The organism is Phocoenobacter uteri (genome assembly GCF_900454895.1).
Classification (GTDB): Bacteria; Pseudomonadota; Gammaproteobacteria; order Enterobacterales; family Pasteurellaceae; genus Phocoenobacter; species Phocoenobacter uteri.
Genome location: NZ_UGTA01000001.1, coordinates 1,944,028 through 1,965,107, shown reverse-complemented (window position 1 = coordinate 1,965,107; position 21,080 = coordinate 1,944,028). Strand labels below are relative to the sequence as shown.

General features: G+C 37.0%; 14 protein-coding genes and 1 tRNA gene. 6 read left to right on the top strand and 9 right to left on the bottom strand.

Annotated features, from left to right (window positions below):
* Positions 1–23: 23 nt before the first annotated feature.
* Complete coding sequence (locus DYE60_RS09005) at positions 24–416, top strand: hypothetical protein (RefSeq protein WP_115316262.1); 393 nt, start codon at positions 24–26, stop codon at positions 414–416.
* A 64-nt stretch (positions 417–480) separates the two neighbouring features.
* Here the strand turns inward: DYE60_RS09005 and DYE60_RS09000 are convergent, their stop codons facing one another.
* A complete protein-coding gene (locus DYE60_RS09000; RefSeq protein WP_115316261.1) occupies positions 481–1,740 on the bottom strand; it encodes an HlyC/CorC family transporter in 1,260 nt (419 codons plus the stop codon).
* Between the two features lie 461 nt (positions 1,741–2,201).
* Between DYE60_RS09000 and DYE60_RS08995 the strand changes: the two genes are divergently transcribed.
* A tRNA-Ser gene (locus tag DYE60_RS08995) sits at positions 2,202–2,291 on the top strand.
* A 129-nt stretch (positions 2,292–2,420) separates the two neighbouring features.
* On the opposite strand, the gene DYE60_RS08990 is transcribed toward DYE60_RS08995, so the two are convergent.
* Positions 2,421–2,765 (bottom strand): ComEA family DNA-binding protein, encoded by a 345-nt coding sequence (locus tag DYE60_RS08990; protein ID WP_115316260.1) that lies wholly within the window; start codon positions 2,763–2,765, stop codon positions 2,421–2,423.
* A 204-nt stretch (positions 2,766–2,969) separates the two neighbouring features.
* Between DYE60_RS08990 and DYE60_RS08985 the strand changes: the two genes are divergently transcribed.
* The 4 genes from DYE60_RS08985 to ubiB are packed head-to-tail and all read left to right on the top strand — an operon-like array spanning position 2,970 to position 7,725.
* Positions 2,970–4,040, top strand: coding sequence for a LysM-like peptidoglycan-binding domain-containing protein (locus DYE60_RS08985; protein WP_172460397.1), 1,071 nt, complete (start codon positions 2,970–2,972; stop codon positions 4,038–4,040).
* Positions 4,041–4,095: 55 nt separating this feature from the next.
* Positions 4,096–5,136, top strand: coding sequence for a lipopolysaccharide heptosyltransferase II (gene waaF / locus DYE60_RS08980; RefSeq protein ID WP_115316258.1), 1,041 nt, complete (start codon positions 4,096–4,098; stop codon positions 5,134–5,136).
* On the top strand, positions 5,133–6,113 hold the full coding sequence (rfaC, locus tag DYE60_RS08975) for a lipopolysaccharide heptosyltransferase RfaC (RefSeq protein ID WP_115316257.1): 981 nt from the start codon (positions 5,133–5,135) through the stop codon (positions 6,111–6,113). Before waaF ends, rfaC begins: the two co-directional genes overlap by 4 nt.
* Positions 6,103–7,725, top strand: a complete 1,623-nt coding sequence (gene ubiB, locus DYE60_RS08970; protein ID WP_115316256.1) for a ubiquinone biosynthesis regulatory protein kinase UbiB — start codon at positions 6,103–6,105, stop codon at positions 7,723–7,725. Before rfaC ends, ubiB begins: the two co-directional genes overlap by 11 nt.
* 327 nt (positions 7,726–8,052) lie before the next feature.
* Here the strand turns inward: ubiB and DYE60_RS08965 are convergent, their stop codons facing one another.
* The 7 genes from DYE60_RS08965 to DYE60_RS08935 all read right to left on the bottom strand — a co-directional run bounded on the left by DYE60_RS08965 (position 8,053) and on the right by DYE60_RS08935 (position 20,996).
* A complete protein-coding gene (locus DYE60_RS08965) occupies positions 8,053–8,610 on the bottom strand; it encodes a hypothetical protein (protein WP_115316255.1) in 558 nt (185 codons plus the stop codon).
* A gap of 250 nt (positions 8,611–8,860) precedes the next feature.
* Positions 8,861–9,565, bottom strand: coding sequence for a DNA/RNA nuclease SfsA (sfsA, locus tag DYE60_RS08960; RefSeq protein WP_115316254.1), 705 nt, complete (start codon positions 9,563–9,565; stop codon positions 8,861–8,863).
* A gap of 138 nt (positions 9,566–9,703) precedes the next feature.
* The gene (gene rpoC / locus DYE60_RS08955; RefSeq protein WP_115316253.1) at positions 9,704–13,978 is read right to left on the bottom strand and encodes a DNA-directed RNA polymerase subunit beta'; all 4,275 of its coding nucleotides are present in this window, start codon (positions 13,976–13,978) and stop codon (positions 9,704–9,706) included.
* 147 nt (positions 13,979–14,125) lie between these two features.
* Positions 14,126–18,154, bottom strand: coding sequence for a DNA-directed RNA polymerase subunit beta (gene rpoB, locus DYE60_RS08950; protein ID WP_115316252.1), 4,029 nt, complete (start codon positions 18,152–18,154; stop codon positions 14,126–14,128).
* A 310-nt stretch (positions 18,155–18,464) separates the two neighbouring features.
* Positions 18,465–18,827, bottom strand: coding sequence for a 50S ribosomal protein L7/L12 (gene rplL / locus DYE60_RS08945; protein ID WP_115316251.1), 363 nt, complete (start codon positions 18,825–18,827; stop codon positions 18,465–18,467).
* Between the two features lie 62 nt (positions 18,828–18,889).
* Complete coding sequence (gene rplJ / locus DYE60_RS08940; protein WP_115316250.1) at positions 18,890–19,381, bottom strand: 50S ribosomal protein L10; 492 nt, start codon at positions 19,379–19,381, stop codon at positions 18,890–18,892.
* A gap of 310 nt (positions 19,382–19,691) precedes the next feature.
* On the bottom strand, positions 19,692–20,996 hold the full coding sequence (locus tag DYE60_RS08935) for an MFS transporter (RefSeq protein WP_115316249.1): 1,305 nt from the start codon (positions 20,994–20,996) through the stop codon (positions 19,692–19,694).
* Between the last annotated feature and the right edge of the window lie 84 nt (positions 20,997–21,080).

Genomic DNA, 21,080 nt, shown 5'->3' with positions numbered 1-21,080 from the left:
TTTATAATACTAAGGAATTTTAAATGAAAAATTTACTCAAACTTTGCCTTGTGGCAATCACCACTTTTTTTATTGTAGCTTGTGATAACAGCAACGAAATCAAATCAGATCTTGCTCAGTTACAAAAAATTGATAGCTATTTTGAAACAGCAATATTAAACAATACAGAGTCAGAAAAAGTGCTTCCAATTATGCAAGAAACAATTAAGCAATATTCTGCATTAACACTGGAAACGCCTGAAATCAAAGCAATGCGAGATGATTCTGTTTCCGTGTTAAAAGATACAATGATATTAGCTCTGTCAGCTAAAAAACTTCAACAAGAAGATGTGTTGAAACAAAGCCAAGCTCTCGTTAATAGAGGAAAAGAGCTTAAAAAGAAAAAAGCTGAATTAGAGAAAAAATACGCTAAATAGAAAAAAGAGCAATAAAAAAGAGTGAAATATTAAATAGATTTCACTCTTTTTTTTACCAAGATGATTAAGATAACATTTCTACTTTCGCTTGCTTAACCATATTATCTGCCACTTCCAATACCGTCACTTTTAAATTATAAAAAGTAAATTGCGTATCTTCATCTGGAATTTTTTCCAAATATTCCATAATTAAGCCATTAAAAGTACGAATTTCCTCAGCAGGCAAGTTCCATTTAAACATTTTATTCAAGTCTCTTAAATTTGCAGAGCCTTCAATAATAATCGAACCATCAGACTGCTTTTGAATCTCTTGTTCAAGGGTTGGCGAGGTTGATGTAGTAAACTCACCAATAATTTCCTCTAAAATATCTTCAAGAGTAATTAAACCTTTAATATCACCATACTCATCCACAACTAAACCCACTCGCTCTTTATTCTCTTTAAAATTGATCAGCTGTGAAGTTAGTGGCGTACCTTCTGGAATAAAATAGATATTATCCAATGCTCGAACTAAAATCTCTTTACTAAATTCGTTCTTTTCAAGCATAAAACGGAAAACTTCTCGAACACGTAACATTCCTAATACATTCGTATCAATGCTTTCTTTATAGATAACAATTCGTCCGTGTGCTGCCCCTTTTAATTGACGCATTATAGACTTCCAATCATCATCAATATTGATTCCATCAATATCATTACGAGGTACCATAACATCATCAACTGTTGCTTTTTCTAAATCCAAGATAGAAACCAGCATATCTTGGTGTTCTGTTGGAATAAACTTACCAGCTTCTAACACCACACTACGTAATTCTTCCGCACTTAATCCGCTCTTATCATGGGATTTAATACGCAATAATTTTAATAATGTACTGATGATTATATTCATTATAAAAATCAATGGGGTAAGTAATTTTTTTAAAGGTGTTAAAATATAACTTGCTGTAAAACCTACCCTTTCTGGATAAATTGCCGCGATGGTTTTCGGTAAAATTTCCGCAAACACCAGCATAACCAAAGTAAGTAAACCTGTTGCAATCGCCACCCCAGCATCCCCAGAAAGACGCATCCCAATCATTGTTGCAATAGCTGATGCAACAATATTAACAAGGTTATTACAGATTAAAATTAAACTTAGCAAAATATCAGTTTTCGCCAATAATTTTTCTGTTTGTATTGCCCCACGGTGACCTTTCTCAACAAGGCTTCGCATTTTATAGCGATTTAGCGACATTAGCGCCGTTTCAGAGCTTGAAAAAAAGGCAGAAAGAAAAAGAAGAAAGACAAGAGTAATAAAAAGCGTACTCAAGGATACGGTATCCAAAATTAAAGTCCTATGTTAGTTGATTACCTAACGATCATTTTTATAAATTTTTGCAAAATCTTATAAAAATATGACCGCTTACTATATAAAAATCACTTGTGAAATTTATCTGATTCTATTCAGCATCTAATACAGCCGATAGTGAGCAAGATCATACCTGAAATTGAATAAATTAGCACACATTTTCCACATCTATATAATCATCATTATATAAAAAATAACGCATAATCTATAAATAAGACTCAAAACAATAAAAAAGATAAAAATGCTTAATAAATATTTTATTTTTTTATAAATTTGATGTGGCTTAATACCGATACTTATGCCATTTTTTATCAAAAAATAGTTAATTTTTACTCTAAACCCTTATTTTTGATGAAAAACAAATCAAACAAACATTTTTTTTATTTTTCTACTTGACCAATTCTTACAATATCTATATTATTCACCTCGTTTTCAACGGAGGAATGGTCGAGCGGTTGAAGGCACCGGTCTTGAAAACCGGCGAGGGTTTAAATCCTCCGTGAGTTCGAATCTCACTTCCTCCGCCACTTATTCTAAACCACTGATAAGAAATTATCGGTGGTTTTTCGTTTTTTTCATAATAAACACCTTTCTCTTTGTAATATTCTTTACAAGAGAAAGGCCTGTTTTAAACTCCTAAGATTTATTCACTTATTTTAGTTCACCAAAATACGTTCTCTATTTTTTTCTAATGTGGCTTTGCCAATCCCAGAAACTTCTGTAATTTGTTCCACACTTAAAAATGTCCCATTGTTCTCTCGATACTCCACAATAGCCTGTGCTTTTTTGGTTCCAATGCCCACTAATTTATCCTTTAATTCAGCTGCTGTCGCAGTATTGATATTCACACTATTTAAATCCTGCAAAGCCACTTGTTGTTGCTCTGTAACCTCTGTTTTTTGTACTTCTTTTGGCACGCTCTTAACATTTTCCTTTGCCACAACTGAGGTGGCTAAGACACCTAATAAAACACTAATTCCCAAATTTTTTAAAATTTTCATGTAACGCTCCTTGAATGTAAATGGAGTGACTAGATTAGGAGAATTTATTTTTCACAGCAATAACTCACCATTATTTTGTCGATCTTGATCGAAAAAAATATATTTTTATAAAAAATAACCAAGATGAAATAAAACTAGGTGATGATTACTAAAAAATCAATTAAACTATGGCAATCTATTTATAGCTCAATACAGGATAATATTATGTCTGAGAATAACCTTCAGAATGAATCAAATTTAGAAAACACACCGAAGAAAAAATCTAAATTAAACCTTACCTACCCAAAACCAGACTTTGCTTACAAAGGTCCTAAATTTACAGAAAATAAAGATATGTCAATAGAAAAACCTACTGAAGTTGAAGAGCAAGAACCATCAACAAACGTCATTCCAGATAATATCGTATCAGAAAAAACAGAAGAAACTGTTGAGGAATCACAACCATTTATCAGTCATATTGCACCTGAGCGTGTTATTCCTGTTACATCAACGCCAAAAGAAAAAACGGTCGTAAAAGAAAATTTCTTTGCAAAATATAAACGATTATTACTTGTTTTACTGATTCTTTTATTACTTTTTATTGCATTTTGGGCATTGAAACCAAGTACACCTAAAATCGTAGAAGAATTGAAAAATAACCAAGAAAATGATTTACCTATTGAATTTAGACCAATAGACGCAGAAGAAGCAAAACGTGCCGAAGAAGCCAAAAAAGCCTTACTTGCACAAAAAGAAGCTGAATCTAAAGAAGAGCTACAAAAAACAGAAGAGCAAAGAGCAAATGCCATTCTGAATGCAACAGAGCAGCCAACAACTGACGTTGTTGAAAAAGCAGATAATGCTCCAGCAACACCTGATATTGCAGCAGTACCAGATACAAACCTTGTAGCCAAAACTAAGGCAACAGATAACGTTATAGTGACTGAGCAAGTAGCTAAACCAGTAAAACAAAAAGTTGAAGAGGTTAAAAAAGCACATAAAATTGAAAAACCTGCATCAAAAGTTAAACCTCAGCCAAAATCTGATACAAAAACAAAAGTTTTAGTAATGAAAGATGGGGTTTCTTTAATGCAGTTATTCCGTAACCATCATTTAAGAATCTCTGATGTGAATGCAATGACTAAAGCCAAAGGTGCAAGCCGTGTATTTAGACACTTAAATCAGGGAGATAAAGTAGTTTTACACTTAGATAATCACAATCGAGTAACCTCAATGAGTGTTAAGGGTGGACGTTTCATTCGTCAATCAAATGGCACATATATTTATAAAAAATAATTTAAAATCAAAAGAGTGAGTTTTTACTCACTCTTTCTTTTTATAAGAGAACAGAATGAATATTTTAATTATTGGACCTTCTTGGGTGGGCGATATGATGATGTCCCACTCTCTTTACCAACAACTCAAAAAAAACTATCCAAATTGTCAAATTGACGTAATGGCACCTGACTGGTGTCGTCCTTTATTATCTCGTATGCCTGAAATTCGCAAAGCTATCACAATGCCACTGGGACACGGTGCGTTTGAGTTACGCAAGCGGTATGATTTAGGAAAAGATTTGCAAAATCAATATGATATGGCAATTGTGTTACCTAATTCATTGAAATCAGCATTTATTCCTTTCTTTGCAAAAATCCCCGTGAGACGTGGTTGGAAAGGCGAAATGCGTTATGGATTATTAAATGATTTACGCAATAATAAAAATGATTATCCGATGATGGTACAACGCTATGTGGCACTTGCCTATGAAAAAGGGCGAATTCCAAACGCTGAGAAAATCAAGATTGATTATCCATATTTAAGTGTTGAAAAACAACAAGTTGAGCAAACACTCACACAGTTTGAAAAGCAATTTGCTTATGCAGAAAATCGAGAAACCATCGGATTTTGCCCTGGGGCTGAATTTGGTCCTGCAAAACGTTGGCCACATTATCATTATGCAAAATTAGCTCAACTTTTGATTGAAAGAGGCTACTCGATCACCATTTTTGGTTCAGCTAAAGATAATACAGTTGGTGAAGAAATTCGTACTGCATTATCAGAAGAACAGCAACGTTACTGCATTAACCTTGCAGGACAGACTAACTTAAACCAAGCCGTTGATCTGATTTCAACTTGTCGTGCTGTTGTGAGTAATGATTCCGGCTTAATGCACATTGCGGCGGCTTTGGGTAAACCACTTGTGGCACTTTATGGTCCAACAAGCCCACAATACACCCCGCCACTTTCTGAAAAAGTGAAGATTATTCGCTTAATTGAAGGGGGCTTGATTAAAGTCCGCAAAGGCGACGCTGAGCAAGGTTATCATCAAAGTTTGATTGATATTCAGCCTGAAACAGTATTGAGTGAATTAGATAAATTATTAACAGAATGAAAATCTGTCTTGTAAAAACCTCATCAATGGGCGATGTGATCCACACCTTGCCCGCTTTAACCGATGCACAAAATGCTATTCCTGATTTACAGGTGGATTGGGTCGTTGAACAGGCTTTTGCAGAAATTCCCAAATGGCACAGTGCCGTTAATCAAGTTATCCCTATCAAAATTCGTCACTGGCGTAAAAATCTGTTTCAGCGACAAACGTGGCAGGAATGGCAGGCTTATAAAAAGCAATTACAAAGCACACAATATGATGCTGTGATTGATGCTCAAGGGCTGATTAAAAGTGCTTGTTTAGTCACAAAGTTAGCCAAAGGCACAAAATATGGTTATGACAGCCAAAGTGCTAGAGAAGGATTAAGCAGTCTGTTTTATGATGAAAAATTTACTATTCCTTACCAACAACACGCCGTTGATCGGATACGTCAGCTACTCGCAAAAAGTTTAGGTTATCCTGTTCCAACACAAATCGGTGATTATGGTATAGCGGGCATATTTTTAGCAAAATTTGCAAATTCTTCACAAAATATGACCGCTTATAACCCTTATATTGTAGCAATCCATTCCACGACCAGAGCCGATAAACATTGGAATGAAAATTATTGGATTGAAATTATCAAAGAAATTACAGCTCTGCAAATTGAAGTCCATTTACCTTGGGGAAATTTAACGGAAAAAGCCCGAGCGGAACGTTTAGCCACAGTATCGCCCTTAGCAAAAGTGTTGCCAAAACTGACTTTAACAGAACTCGTTCAACATATTGCGAACAGCCAAAGTGTAATTTCAGTGGATACTGGATTAAGCCATTTGACCGCTGCCTTAAACAAGCCTAATATTATTCTGTATGGGGCAACGGATCCCAAATTGATTGGGGCTTATGGTCAAAATCAGCATTATTTACAGGCAGATTCAATGCAAAACATTAAGCCAAGCCAAGTTTTAGACATATTGAGAACAGAAAATGCAATTTAAAAATTCACGTCGTTTTTATCAAATTATTGAAACCTTTTTACGCTACGGCATTGATGAGGCAATTCCTGATCATCGCCTGACGAATTCGCTAGGGATTGCTCGCAAAGGGCTATTTTGGATTAAAAATCAGCACGTGGATAAACCTTTTGGGGAAAGATTGCGTTTAGCCTTGCAAGAATTAGGACCTGTTTGGATTAAACTTGGGCAAATGCTCTCAACGCGTCGAGATCTGTTTGAGCCTGAATTAGCCGATCAGCTTGCATTATTACAAGATAGCGTTGAGGCGTTTGATGGCAAATTAGCACGTCAAATTATTGAAACTGCCTTAGGGGATAAATTAGAAAAATGGTTTGATGATTTTGATGAAAATGCCTTAGCCTCAGCCTCTATTGCTCAGGTTCACACCGCAAAATTCAATCAAAATCAACCTCTTGCAGGTAAAGAAGTGGTGCTGAAAGTCATTCGCCCTGAGATTGAGCCGATCATCAAATCTGATATTGAATTGATGTATCGCCTTGCCAATTTAATCCCTAAATTATCCCCAGAAGGTAAGCGACTACGAGCCGTTGAAGTGGTGCAAGAGTATGAAAAAACCTTAGTAGACGAGCTGAATTTACGTCGTGAGATGGATAATGCTATTCGTTTAAGAGCAAATTTTCACGAGAGCGAAGAACTATATATTCCAGAAATGTACCCTGATTTTTGTCACAAAAATGTGATTGTAATGGAACGTATCTATGGCATTCCTGTGGCAAATATTGATGAGTTGAAAACGAATGGTACGGATATGAAATTACTTTCTGAACGTGGCGTGCAAGTCTTTTTCACACAGGTGTTTAGGGACAGTTTTTTCCACGCTGATATGCACCCCGGTAATATTTTTGTGAACCCAAATCACCCTGAAAATCCACAATATATCGGCATTGATTGTGGCATTGTCGGACAACTTAATCAGCACGATAAACGCTATCTCGCAGAAAGTTTTGTGGCATTCTTCAACCGTGATTACCGCCGTGTCGCCTTAATGCACGTGGAATCAGGTTGGACACCTGCCGATACCGATATTGACGCTTTTGAACAAGCATTTAGAGAAGTGTGCGAACCGATTTTTGCCAAACCTTTATCAGAAATCTCCTTTGGACACGTGCTGTTAAACCTGTTTAAAGTCGCTCGTGAATTTAATATGGAAGTGCAACCACAGTTAGTCTTACTCCAAAAAACCTTGCTCTATATTGAAGGCTTAGGCAGACAAATTTACCCTGAATTAGATTTATGGCAAACCGCCAAACCATTTTTACAAAACTGGCTGAACGAACAAATCGGTGTCAAAGCAATATTTAAAGATATTCAGCAACATTTACCACAATTTAGAGAACATTTTGCGGAATTTCCTGAGGCAATGTTTAATGCATTTCAGCAACAAAAACAGATTAACAAACATTTGCAAGCAATCAATCAAAGCTTAGAAAAACAAGCCAAAAGCAGTGAAAAACGCACGCGTTGGATTATTGTAGGATTGGTGTTACTCGGCACACTTTGGAAGTTTGAAAGCTTACCGACTTGGGTTAGTGTGCCGTTGTTACTGGCTGAATTATGGGTGTTGATGAAATAGAGATTATAATAATTTTAAAAACATCATTTTAATTCAATAAGTTAATATTTTTAATTTTGTAAATTATATAAAATGTTTTCGGGGCGTATGGCATACGCCCAATGTTTATTACGATTTGTGGGATATAGGACGAATGCAATTCCCCCTATGAATTTCACAACAAAAAAATATGTTATAATGCCCTACAACAGGTTTTTGATTAGAAGAAATCAGTATTTTAAGAACGGACTGTGCTCCCGTATTGCCTTTTCTTGCAGATTTTTTCAGTGCTATTTACAAAACTAAAAAGAGAAAAAGATAAAATTACGATTAAATATATAAGTTTTTTCATTTTAAATTTCCTTTTTGATTAAGAATATTTTTTATTACTTTCCATAGCCATTTACATAGTATTAGCTCTACAACTATACAGCTAATTATAATGAGTATCATTGATTGAGTTGAAACCTCAGTTTCATTAACACATTGATATATGGTACAGGCTACAAAAATAGCTAAGATTAGAAATGTGAAAATCCCCATTGTTAAATAATATATACAGAATTTTATTGCTTCGAAATCAAAGTCTCCTTTCAATCTAGCAAGTTGTTCAAAACAGAAGAATGAGCAGATAATAGGAATAAAACAAGAAACAATTAGGGCTATATAACAGAGAGGGTGAAGAGATGCTTTTAATAATACAAGATTATCAGGTAAGTTACTTAAAAAAATGGCATTTGTTGCAACAATCATTGTAAGAAAAACGAAATAACTATCTATATTTTTTTTATTTATTGCTAGCCATTTACAAGGGGACTGTTCTTCTTGGATCTGACTTTTAGAATCAGATATTTCCATTTGCAAAGAAACATTTTCAATTTTAATTTGTTTTGTTGATTTACTCATAAAGTGTCCTTTTATTAAATTCGAATTTAAAGTAAAAATGTATAAATTCTCAGCATTTAACGTGATTTTTTCAAAAAAATCTTGCACTTGAATTTATACAGGACACAATTTTATCCGATCCGATCCGATCCGATCCGATCCGTCTAGCCATTTTTTAGCCAATTTTTGGTGGGATATTGAAATGTTTTAGAGTGCTTATCATAAAATAAAACAACCTTAAAAACAAAGAGTTATGCGAGGTTTAGTTTTATTATTCAAATAAAATAGGTTCAACTAACTCCATCGCTGTCGGCACACCATCTTGGCGTAAGAATGTCGCTTTATAGCAAAGCATTTGCACGCCATTTAATTGTGCGGTTTTGCATAACTCGGCATATTTAGGATCGATTTGTTCCGCTACTTGAAAGGAATTGATCCCTGAATGCAAAATGGCAAACAATACCACAGCTCTATTTCCTTGATTTGCAACGCTGGTTAATTCTCGTAAATGTTTTTGTCCACGCAAGGTTTGGGTATCTGGGAACATTCCGATTCCCTTTTCTGTTAGTAAAGTCGTTGATTTCACTTCCACAAAACATTTTTCATCAAGTAAAAAATCAATGCGACTTTTTTCATCACCATATTTTACTTCGGCTTGAATTTGCTGATATTCGCTCAGTTCAGCAATCCAGTTATTTTGTAACGCTTCTTGCACAAGCTGATTGGCTCTTTGGGTATTGACGCAAATTAAATCCCCCGTTTGAGTTTCGGTTAGTTCCCACGTGTATGCATATTTACGCTTTGGGTTATCCGATGTTGAAAACCAAACTGTATCACCGACAGTTGCACAACCTATCATTGCTCCGGTATTTGGGCAATGAATAGTAGTTTGCTCACCATTGGGAAGTTGAATATCGGCAAGAAAACGTTTGTAGCGTTGAATAAGTTTGCCCTGTTGAAGTGATGGAAGTTGCATAATATATTTCCTAAGCGGTTAAATTTTTATATGTTTTTGCAAAAATTATATCTAATTTATTTTCGTTGATATAAAAAATCCTCTAACAGTCGTTACCGTTAGAGGATTTTATTGGATATTAGATAGTTAATTTATAAATTAGTTATCTAAACCTGCATTTAATAATGCTGCTAAGCTTTGTGCTGCTTCATCAGTTGCAGAAGATGTTTCTTGCTCCTGTGCAAATGCAACTACTGGTTGCTCATCGGCTTGTGCTGTCATTGCAGAGAAATCTAATTTAACTTCACTTTCTTGACGTTTTTGTGCACGTTTTTGATGATATGCAAAACCTGTACCTGCAGGGATTAAGCGACCTACGATTACGTTTTCTTTCAGACCACGTAATTCATCACGTTTACCCGCAACTGCTGCTTCAGTAAGCACACGTGTTGTTTCTTGGAACGATGCCGCAGAAATGAATGATTCTGTTGCAAGTGATGCTTTGGTAATACCTAATAATTCACGTTGATATTGAACTAATGGTTTACCTTCTGCTTCACGTTTACGGTTCACAATTTTCACTCGTGCTACTTCAACCTGTTCCCCATTTAAGAATTCAGAATCTTGAGCATTTGTAATAATTGCTTTACGTAACATCTGACGAACAATTACCTCAATGTGCTTATCGTTAATTTTTACCCCTTGTAAGCGGTAAACTTCTTGCACTTCGTTTACGATATAATCCGTTACTGCGTGAACGCCACGTAAACGTAAAATATCGTGAGGCATTTCAGGACCATCAGAGATTACATCACCTCGCTGGATCATCTCACCTTCAAACACGTTAAGCTGACGCCATTTTGGAATCATTTCTTCGTAAGCTTCACCTTCCGCTGGTGTAATCACTAGGCGACGTTTTCCTTTGGTTTCTTTACCAAATGAAATGATACCTGAGATTTCTGCTAAGATTGCTGGCTCTTTTGGTTTACGTGCTTCGAATAAGTCTGCTACGCGAGGAAGACCCCCTGTAATATCCTTAGTTCCCACAGATTCTTGTGGCATACGTGCAATCGCATCACCGACAGAAATTTCTACGCCATCAGTTAAACTTACAATCGCTTTACCTGGTAAGAAGTAATTCGCTGGTACATCTGTACCTGGAATTAACACATCATTACCTTTTGCATCAACTAGTTTGATTGCAGGACGTAAATCTTTACCTGCTGCAGCACGTTCACCGATATCTTGAACCACAATAGAAGATAAACCTGTTAATTCATCGGTTTGACGAGTAACAGTAATACCATCAATAACATCGCTGAATTGAACAAAACCACTTACTTCTGAAATAATTGGCAATGCGTGAGGATCCCAGTTTGCAATCACTTCACCAGCATCAACTTCTGCACCATCGCCTTTAGAAAGAATTGTACCGTAAGGCACTTTATATTTCTCTTTAGTACGACCAAATGCATCAATCACGGTTAATTCTGTTGTACGAGAAGTGATAACTAATTTACCATCTTTGTTCGTTACAAATTTCGCATTCGCAAGTTTTAATGTACCTGCTGTTTTCACTTGAACGCTAGATTCTTTCGCTGCCGCTGATGCCGCACCCCCGATGTGGAACGTACGCATCGTTAACTGTGTACCTGGTTCACCGATTGATTGTGCTGCGATAACCCCAACGGCTTCACCTTGGTTGATGATATGACCACGAGCAAGATCACGTCCGTAACATTTCGCACACACACCGAAGTCTGTATCACAAGTTACTACTGAACGTACTTTAATTACATCAACAGACTCAACATCAATCACATCACACCATTTTTCATCAAGTAATGTATTGCGAGGGATTAAGATTTCTTCTGTACCTGGTTTGAACACATCTTCTGCAACTACACGACCTAACACACGCTCACGCAATGGTTCTTTAACATCACCACCTTCAATAAGCGGAGTCATCATAATACCTTCGTGAGTATGACAGTCATCTTCAACGATAACTAAATCTTGTGCCACATCAACTAAACGACGGGTTAAGTAACCTGAGTTCGCTGTTTTAAGTGCCGTATCCGCAAGACCTTTACGTGCACCATGGGTTGAGATAAAGTACTGAAGTACGTTTAGACCTTCACGGAAGTTCGCGGTAATTGGTGTTTCGATGATCGAACCATCTGGTGCCGCCATCAAACCACGCATACCTGCCAACTGACGAATCTGTGCTGCCGAACCACGCGCTCCTGAGTCCGCCATCATAAAGATACTGTTGAATGATGCTTGTCTTTCTAGTTCGCCGTTGCGATTTTCAACTTCTTCCGTAGAAAGATTTTCCATCATTGCTTTTGCAACACGCTCATTGGCTGCTGCCCAGATATCGATTACTTTATTGTAACGCTCACCTGCGGTTACTAAACCTGATTGGAACTGCTCTTGGATATCCGCAACTTCTGCTTCTGCTGCTGAAATAATTGCTTCTTTCGCATCAGGAATAACCATATCATCAATACCAACTGATGCACCACTACGTGCCGCATAAGCGAAACCGGTATACATAATTTGGTCAGCAAAAATAACACTCTCTTTTAACCCTAATTGACGATAGCTTTCGTTAATTAGTTTAGAGATTGCTTTTTTACCTAATGTTTGGTTAAACAACGCAAACGGCATACCTTTTGGTGCGATCATCCATAAAATTGCACGACCAACGGTAGTATCCACTAAGTTAGTTGTCGCAACGTAATTTCCGCTTTCTGATTTTTGGTATTCAGTAATACGTACTTTTACACGTGCGTGTAATTCTGCTTGACCTGTACGATATGCTTTTTCAGCTTCACGAGGGTCTAAGAAATACATACCTTCACCTAACGCATTGATATTTTCACGCGTCATGTAGTAAAGACCTAATACAACGTCCTGAGAAGGTACGATAATTGGCTCACCATTTGCAGGAGATAAAACGTTGTTGGTTGACATCATTAACGCACGTGCTTCTAATTGAGCTTCAAGTGTTAATGGAACGTGAACCGCCATTTGGTCTCCATCGAAGTCCGCATTGAACGCCGCACAAACAAGTGGGTGTAACTGAATCGCTTTACCTTCAATCAACAATGGTTCAAACGCTTGGATACCCAAACGGTGAAGTGTTGGTGCACGGTTTAATAAGATTGGGTGTTCACGGATTACTTCCGCTAAGATATCCCAAACAATCGGCTCTTCACGCTCAACCATTTTCTTCGCCGCTTTGATTGTTGAAGCAATGCCACGACCTTCTAATTTAGAGTAAATAAATGGACGGAATAATTCCAACGCCATTTTTTTCGGTAAACCACATTGGTGTAAATGTAAGTATGGACCTACGGTAATAACCGAACGACCTGAATAGTCTACACGTTTACCTAATAAGTTTTGACGGAAACGACCTTGTTTACCTTTGATCATATCCGCTAATGATTTAAGTGGACGACGGTTTGAACCGGTAATTGCACGACCACGACGACCATTATCTAATAATGCGTCCACAGACTCTTGTAACATACGTTTTTCGTTACGTACGATGATATCTGGTGCAACTAAGTCTAATAAACGTTTTAAACGGTTATTACGGTTAATAACACGACGGTATAAATCATTCAGATCTGATGTCGCAAAACGACCACCATCAAGTGGTACTAATGGACGTAAATCTGGTGGTAATACAGGTAATACAGTCATTACCATCCACTCAGGTTTATTGCCTGATTGTTCAAATGCTTCTAATACTTTTAAGCGTTTTGTGATTTTTTTACGTTTGGTTTCTGAATTGGTTTCTTGTAATTCTTCACGCAACATTTCACATTCGTGATCTAAATCTAATTCACGAAGTAAATCTTGGATACCTTCTGCACCCATTTTCGCTTCAAATTCATCACCCCAACGCTCTTCTGCATTCCAAAACTCTTCTTCAGTTAATAACTGACCTTTCTCAAGATCCGTCATACCTGGTTCTACAACCACATAAGATTCGAAATAAAGTACACGCTCAATATCACGTAATGGCATATCTAAAATGATACCGATACGAGATGGTAATGATTTTAAGAACCAAATGTGAGCCACTGGACACGCAAGATCGATGTGTCCCATACGGTCACGACGAACTTTAGTTTGAGTAACCTCAACACCACATTTTTCACAAATAACACCACGGTGTTTTAAGCGTTTATATTTTCCACAAAGACACTCATAATCTTTTACTGGTCCGAAAATACGAGCACAGAAAAGACCATCACGCTCTGGTTTGAATGTGCGATAGTTAATTGTTTCTGGTTTTTTTACTTCCCCGAAAGACCACGAACGGATCTTATCTGGTGACGCTAAACCAATTTTAATGACATCAAAATCATCATTTGTTTGAGATTGTGATTTTAAAAACTTTACTAAGTCTTTCACTTTCTACTCCTAATAAGGAATTAAAGTTTATCTAAGGCATCGCCTTAAACAATGAAATTTTATTTTGTTGGAAGCGGTCAAATTTTTTTAAGATTTTGCAAATTTGCAAATATCTACTTTTTCTTGACCGCTTATAACGTAATTAAATTACGCTTCGTCCAACTCCATATCAATGGCTAATGCACGAATTTCTTTCGTGATTACATTAAATGATTCAGGCATTCCTGGTTCCATATAATGTGTGCCGTCTACGATGTTTTTATACATCTTCGTACGACCATTCACGTCATCAGATTTAACTGTTAGCATTTCTTGTAGAGTATAAGCTGCACCGTATGCTTCTAATGCCCATACCTCCATCTCACCGAAACGCTGACCACCGAACTGTGCTTTACCACCTAATGGCTGCTGTGTTACAAGACTATATGAACCTGTTGAACGTGCGTTCATTTTATCATCAACTAAGTGGTTCAATTTCAGCATATACATATAACCAACAGTTACAGGACGCTCAAATTTCTCACCAGTGCGACCATCGTATAAGGTAATTTGACCCGATGCTGGTAAACCACCAAGCTCTAATAAGCCTTTGATTTCATGCTCGTGAGCACCATCAAATACAGGTGTTGCAAGTGGCATACCTTTGCGAAGATTTTCTGCTAAACGCATTACTTCATCATCAGTAAAGGTATTTAAATCAACAACTTGAACGCCTTGACCTAAGTCATACGCTTTTTGGATATATTCACGTAATTTTGCAATTTCTTGTTGCTGTTTAAGCATTTGGTTGATCTTATCACCAATACCTTTCGCCGCTAAACCTAAGTGAGTTTCAAGAACCTGACCGATGTTCATACGAGATGGTACACCCAGTGGGTTTAACACGATTTCAACTGGCTGACCGTTTTCATCATACGGCATATCTTCTACAGGGTTGATTTTTGAGATAACCCCTTTGTTACCGTGACGTCCCGCCATTTTATCACCCGGTTGAATGTGACGTTTAACCGCAAGGTAAACTTTAACCACTTTCAATACACCTGGTGCTAAATCATCGCCTTGAATAATCTTATTACGTTTGATTTCTAACTTACGTTCAAATTCTTTACGTAACTCTTCGTGCTGCTCAGCAAGCTGTTCAAGTTGATTTTGTTTTTCTTCGTCATCAATCGCTAATTCTAGCCATTTTTCACGTTGTGTTTTATCAAGTTCAGCTTCTGATACACCGCTCGTAATCAACAAGTTGCGAACACGAGAGAATAGACCTGCTTCAAGAATCGTTAATTCTTCCACTAAATCTTTCTTCGCTTCTTTCAACTGCATTTCTTCGATTTCTAATGCACGTTTATCTTTTTCAACACCATCACGCGTAAAGACTTGAACATCGATTACTGTACCTGAAATACTGTTTGGTACACGTAATGATGAATCTTTCACGTCTGACGCTTTTTCACCGAAGATTGCACGAAGTAATTTTTCTTCTGGGCTTAATTGGGTTTCACCTTTAGGGGTTACTTTACCTACTAAGATGTCCCCGCCTTTTACTTCAGCACCCACATAAACAATACCTGATTCATCAAGTTTGCTTAATGCAGATTCACCTACGTTTGGAATATCCGCTGTGATTTCTTCTGAACCTAATTTAGTATCACGTGCCACACAAGATAATTCTTGAATATGAATGGTTGTGAAACGATCTTCTTGAACCACACGCTCTGAAACTAACATCGAGTCTTCGAAGTTATATCCGTTCCAAGGCATGAATGCGATACGAATATTTTGACCTAAAGCTAATTCACCTAAATCTGTTGATGGACCATCAGCTAAAATTTCGCCACGCTCAACTGGTTCGCCTAAATTCACACAAGGAATTTGGTTGATACAAGTATTTTGGTTCGAACGGGTATATTTAATTAAGTTATAAATATCGATACCTGATTCGCCCGCGATAGTTTCATCTTCATTTACTTTCACTACGATACGAGATGCATCAACGTATTGGATTGTACCACCACGTTTTGCTACCACTGCTACACCTGAGTCTAGTGCTACTGCTTTCTCAATACCTGTACCTACTAATGGTTTATCCGCACGTAATGTTGGTACCGCCTGACGTTGCATGTTCGCACCCATTAAGGCACGGTTCGCATCATCGTGTTCCAAGAATGGAATTAACGCTGCCGCCACAGATACCATCTGTTGTGGTGAAACGTCCATATATTGGATGTCTTCTGGACGGAATAAACCTGATTCACCGTGTTCACCTCGAGCAGTAACATAAGTATCGGTAAAGCGTAAGTTTTCGTCTAAGTTTGCATTCGCCTGAGCGATAACATACTGACCTTCTTCAATCGCTGATAAGTATTCGATTTCTTCGGTTACTTGACCATCAATTACTTTACGATATGGTGTTTCTAAGAAACCATAGCTATTAGTACGCGCATAAACTGAAAGTGAGTTGATCAAACCGATGTTTGGTCCCTCTGGTGTTTCAATCGGACATACACGACCATAGTGAGTATTATGAACGTCTCGAACCTCAAAGCCCGCACGCTCACGGGTTAAACCACCTGGACCTAATGCTGAAATACGACGTTTGTGCGTGACTTCTGAAAGTGGGTTATTTTGATCCATAAATTGCGAAAGTTGTGAAGATCCGAAGAACTCTTTCACTGCCGCAGAAATAGGTTTTGCATTGATAAGATCTTGTGGTGTTACACCATCTAAATCACCTAATGATAGACGCTCACGAACCGCACGCTCAACACGTACTAAACCGATACGGAATTGGTTTTCAGCCATTTCACCAACCGAACGAATACGACGGTTACCTAAATGGTCAATATCATCCACTTCGCCACGACCGTTACGAATTTCAATCAGTTTTTTCATTACACCAACGATATCATCGTTGCTTAAAATGCTTGAACCTTCTTCTCCTGGAATATCAAGAGAACGATTGAATTTCATACGACCTACAGAAGAAAGATCATAACGATCCGTTGAGAAGAACATATTCTCAAATAGACCTTCTGCTGCTTCTTTTGTTGGTGGCTCACCTGGACGCATCATACGGTAAATTTCAACTAATGCACTTAAACGATCAACGGTTGAATCCACACGTAATGTTTCTGAAATATAAGCACCGTGATCTAAATCATTAGTAAATAATACATCAATTACTTTATAACCAGCCGCGGCTAATTTCGCTAACATTTCAAGTGAAATTTCTGAGTTTGCTGGGCAAACGACTTCACCAGTTTCTAAATCAATATAATCTTTTGCTGCAACTTTACCGACAATGTACTCAGCTGGTACTTGAATTTGAGTTACACCATCTTTATCTAAACTACGAATATGACGAGCGGTAATACGACGGCCAGCTTCTACATATACTTTGCCATTTGCTTCAATATCAAATGCTGCTGTTTCGCCACGTAAACGTTCTGGTACTAACGTCATCAATAATTTATTACTTCCGATCTCAAAGGTAATGGTATCGAAGAATAAATTTAAAATTTCTTCTGTTGTATAGCCTAATGCACGTAAAATGATAGTCGCTGGTAATTTACGACGACGGTCAATACGAGCAAATAAATTATCTTTTGGATCAAACTCAAAATCTAACCACGATCCACGGTAAGGAATAATACGTGCGTTATATAAGATTTTTCCTGATGAGTGAGTTTTACCTTTATCACTATCAAAGAATACACCTGGACTACGGTGTAATTGCGATACGATTACACGCTCTGTACCGTTAATAACAAAAGTTCCGTTATCTGTCATTAACGGGATTTCACCCATATATACTTTTTGTTCTTTAATATCTTTTACGGTTCCGGCTGCTGCTTCACGATCATAAGTGACTAAGCGAAGTTTTACACGTAATGGTGCAGCATAGGTAATTCCACGAATTTGGCATTCACGCACATCGAAGGTTGGTTCGCCAAGATCATAAGAAACGTATTGTAATTCAGTGCTTCCATTGTTACTTACAATAGGAAATACTGAACGGAATGCCGCTTCTAAACCTAGTTGTCCTTCTGGATCTTGTTGGATAAACTTATCGAAAGAATCAAGCTGAATTGCTAATAAATATGGAACATTCAAAACTTGCTGACGTTTACCGAAGCTTTTACGGATACGTTTTTTCTCTGAATAGGAATACGTCATTTTTTTATATCTCTGTTATTGATTCTTTGGTTGAATTCACAATCCGGCACTCAGAAGAGGCTGGAAGTGGCATTAAAAGTAAAAATAAATTTTACTTTCTTAATTACGGGGTGTCGTTTTCCAACTTTGCAAACTACAAGTCAAAAATCACTACTTATAGGGCATAAACTGGGGAAATGGAGTTCGTCAAACTAACGATAATTTAACAGATTAAAACGACAAAATCTGCTCAAGTTTTTAAAGTACAAAAGGCTGATGGAAAAATCCACCAGCCATTGACTCCTAAAAGAGCGTAACAGAAAAATCAAAATTATTTGATTTCTACTTCTGCGCCAGCTTCTTCTAATTGTTTTTTAAGTGCTTCAGCTTCATCTTTAGCAACACCTTCTTTTAAGGTTGCTGGTGCTGATTCAACTAAGTCTTTAGCTTCTTTTAAGCCTAAACCAGTTGCACCACGTACTGCTTTGATTGCTGCTACTTTGTTAGCACCTGCTGCTTTTAATACAACATCAAATTCTGTTTTTTCTTCTGCTGCTTCAGCTGGTCCTGCAACTACTGCTGCTGCCGCTGCTGATACACCGAATTTTTCTTCCATTGCAGAAATTAATTCTACGATTTCAGTTACTGATTTTGAAGCAATCGCTTCAATGATTTGTTCATTAGTTAATGACATAACAATTGTTTCCTAAAATAAAAAAGTTAATAATTGCACAACTTATTTAGTTAAAACTAAAATTAAGCTGCGGCTTCCATTTGATCACGAAGAGCTGCAAGAGTACGAACAAGTTTGCCCGCTGATGCTTCTTTCATTACACTCATTAATTGAGCGATTCCTTCGTCAAATGTTGGTAATGTTGCCAAGAAGTTAGGATCTTGGATTTTACCTTCAAAGGCTGCACCTTTTACTTCAAACTTATCATTTGCTTTAGCAAAGTCTTTGAACAAACGTGCTGCTGCACCTGGGTGTTCATTTGAAAAAGCGATAAGTGTTGGACCTACAAATGCGTCTTTTAAACACTCATATTCTGTCCCTTCTACCGCACGACGTAATAAAGTATTACGAACAACACGGATAGAAACGCCAGCTGCACGAGCAGATTTACGCAATTCAGTCATTTTATCTACAGTCACACCACGAGAATCCGCGATAACTGCAGACAGCGCACCTTTGGCTGTTTCATTTACTTCAGCAACAATTGCTTGTTTGTCTTGAAGATTTAATGCCATTGGTTTTAGCTCCTGATACCTCTGCCGTTCATTTATATAAATAAGCGGTCAGATTTTTTCTAAAATTCTCAAAAATAATTTACATCATCTTTGAGGCTAAAGGTGAACAGAAGCAGAAAAATTCTTCTATCATTCTGACACCATCTACGTAGGAAAATTAAGAAAATAACCTAAGTCACCTCACCTACGGTCTTGGACGGGGCTTGAAAAAGGTCAAGCACCAACCAGAAATTACTACCACGTCTTGTGATAAAAATTAGGGGGTTATTATACTTTTAAATAATCCCCTTGTAAAGCCTATTGTTGAAAATTACAACGCTTCTAATTTTTTAAGTCCACGATGTGACAAATAACAGAATACAAAACATAATACTGCACCAACCATAATGGTATAAAAACCACTTTCCCAACCGAAGTTATCCACTACATAACCGAATAAGGTTGTACCTAGTGATGAACCTACGATATAACTCATAAAGCCACGTAAACCAACCGCAGAACCTAATGCAAATGAAGGAATAACTTCCATTGCTTGTACGGCAACCATTGATTGTGGTACATAAATCAAACAACCTACAATTGTTGAGAAAAGCGTAATCGCTAATACTGATGACGATGACATATAGCCAAACACACAGAAAAATACCACCACTAAACATATCATTGGTAGATACATTACTTTACCACGAAATAGTTTATCTACTAAGAACCCAGCCACAATCGTTGAAGGAATTGCTGCCCATTCATAAAGTAGGAATGCACTTCCCATATCCGCTTTACTAAATCCTTTCACATTTAATAGATAAAGCGGGATCCAAGTAAGCATTCCGAAACGCACCATATAAGTGAAAATATCCACACCCACTAAATACCAAGAATTTGGATTTTTAAGAATATGCTCTACAAAAATTTGTTTTGAGGTTAAATCTTTTGGATCTTTGGTTAAATGTTTTGCGATATGTTTATTGACAGAATCTTCTTGATACATATCTTCAACTGTTGGTAAGCCTTCTTCAACAGGACGCTTTTTAACAAGAATAAAAATCAAAATAACACCAATAAAAGCACAAATAGCAGGAATAAAATACGCAGATAAACGCCAATTTTCTGTGCCTAAATACGCTAAACTTGCTCCAACAATTGGTGCAACTAATCCACCACCTAAGTTATGTGAAACATTCCAGATAGTACTTGCACGTCCACGCTGTCTGCGAGGAAACCAATGTCCAACAGTAATAATGGAAGGGCCAACCCCCATACCTTGAAATAGACCAAGCAATACAACAAGCCCTGCAAAAATATAAAAGCCGCTTGAAAAACCAAGTGCAATATTCACAATCACACATAACACTAGACCTAACGCCATAAAATTACGTGGATTTGCTTTATCTGCAAGAATACTCATTAACCCTTTACTACAACCATAAGTAATTAACATCAATGAAGTTAAAAAACCAATTTGGGTATTTGAAAGACCTAAATCCTGCTGAATATAAGGTGTAGAAAATGTAAAGTTATTACGCACAATGTAATAGCACATATAACCAATAAACACACCGACTAATGATTGAATTTGAAATGATTTAAACTTCTTTTCTAAATTGTGATCAGACATATACTCTCTCTGTTAAAAATAAAATCTTTAAATAAATAAGGAGGCGAATTATAGAAAAATCACATAATGAAAAATAGTAACAAA

What these genes read in the sequence shown, in the direction of transcription:
- rplL (WP_115316251.1), bottom strand. Translation starts at nt 18,827, where the DNA reads ATGTCATTAACTAATGAACAAATCATTGAAGCGATTGCTTCAAAATCA.
- rfaC (WP_115316257.1), top strand. Translation starts at nt 5,133, where the DNA reads ATGAAAATCTGTCTTGTAAAAACCTCATCAATGGGCGATGTGATCCAC.
- DYE60_RS08935 (WP_115316249.1), bottom strand. Translation starts at nt 20,996, where the DNA reads ATGTCTGATCACAATTTAGAAAAGAAGTTTAAATCATTTCAAATTCAA.
- waaF (WP_115316258.1), top strand. Translation starts at nt 4,096, where the DNA reads ATGAATATTTTAATTATTGGACCTTCTTGGGTGGGCGATATGATGATG.
- DYE60_RS08990 (WP_115316260.1), bottom strand. Translation starts at nt 2,765, where the DNA reads ATGAAAATTTTAAAAAATTTGGGAATTAGTGTTTTATTAGGTGTCTTA.
- DYE60_RS08985 (WP_172460397.1), top strand. Translation starts at nt 2,970, where the DNA reads ATGTCTGAGAATAACCTTCAGAATGAATCAAATTTAGAAAACACACCG.
- rplJ (WP_115316250.1), bottom strand. Translation starts at nt 19,381, where the DNA reads ATGGCATTAAATCTTCAAGACAAACAAGCAATTGTTGCTGAAGTAAAT.
- DYE60_RS08965 (WP_115316255.1), bottom strand. Translation starts at nt 8,610, where the DNA reads ATGAGTAAATCAACAAAACAAATTAAAATTGAAAATGTTTCTTTGCAA.
- rpoB (WP_115316252.1), bottom strand. Translation starts at nt 18,154, where the DNA reads ATGACGTATTCCTATTCAGAGAAAAAACGTATCCGTAAAAGCTTCGGT.
- DYE60_RS09005 (WP_115316262.1), top strand. Translation starts at nt 24, where the DNA reads ATGAAAAATTTACTCAAACTTTGCCTTGTGGCAATCACCACTTTTTTT.
- ubiB (WP_115316256.1), top strand. Translation starts at nt 6,103, where the DNA reads ATGCAATTTAAAAATTCACGTCGTTTTTATCAAATTATTGAAACCTTT.
- sfsA (WP_115316254.1), bottom strand. Translation starts at nt 9,565, where the DNA reads ATGCAACTTCCATCACTTCAACAGGGCAAACTTATTCAACGCTACAAA.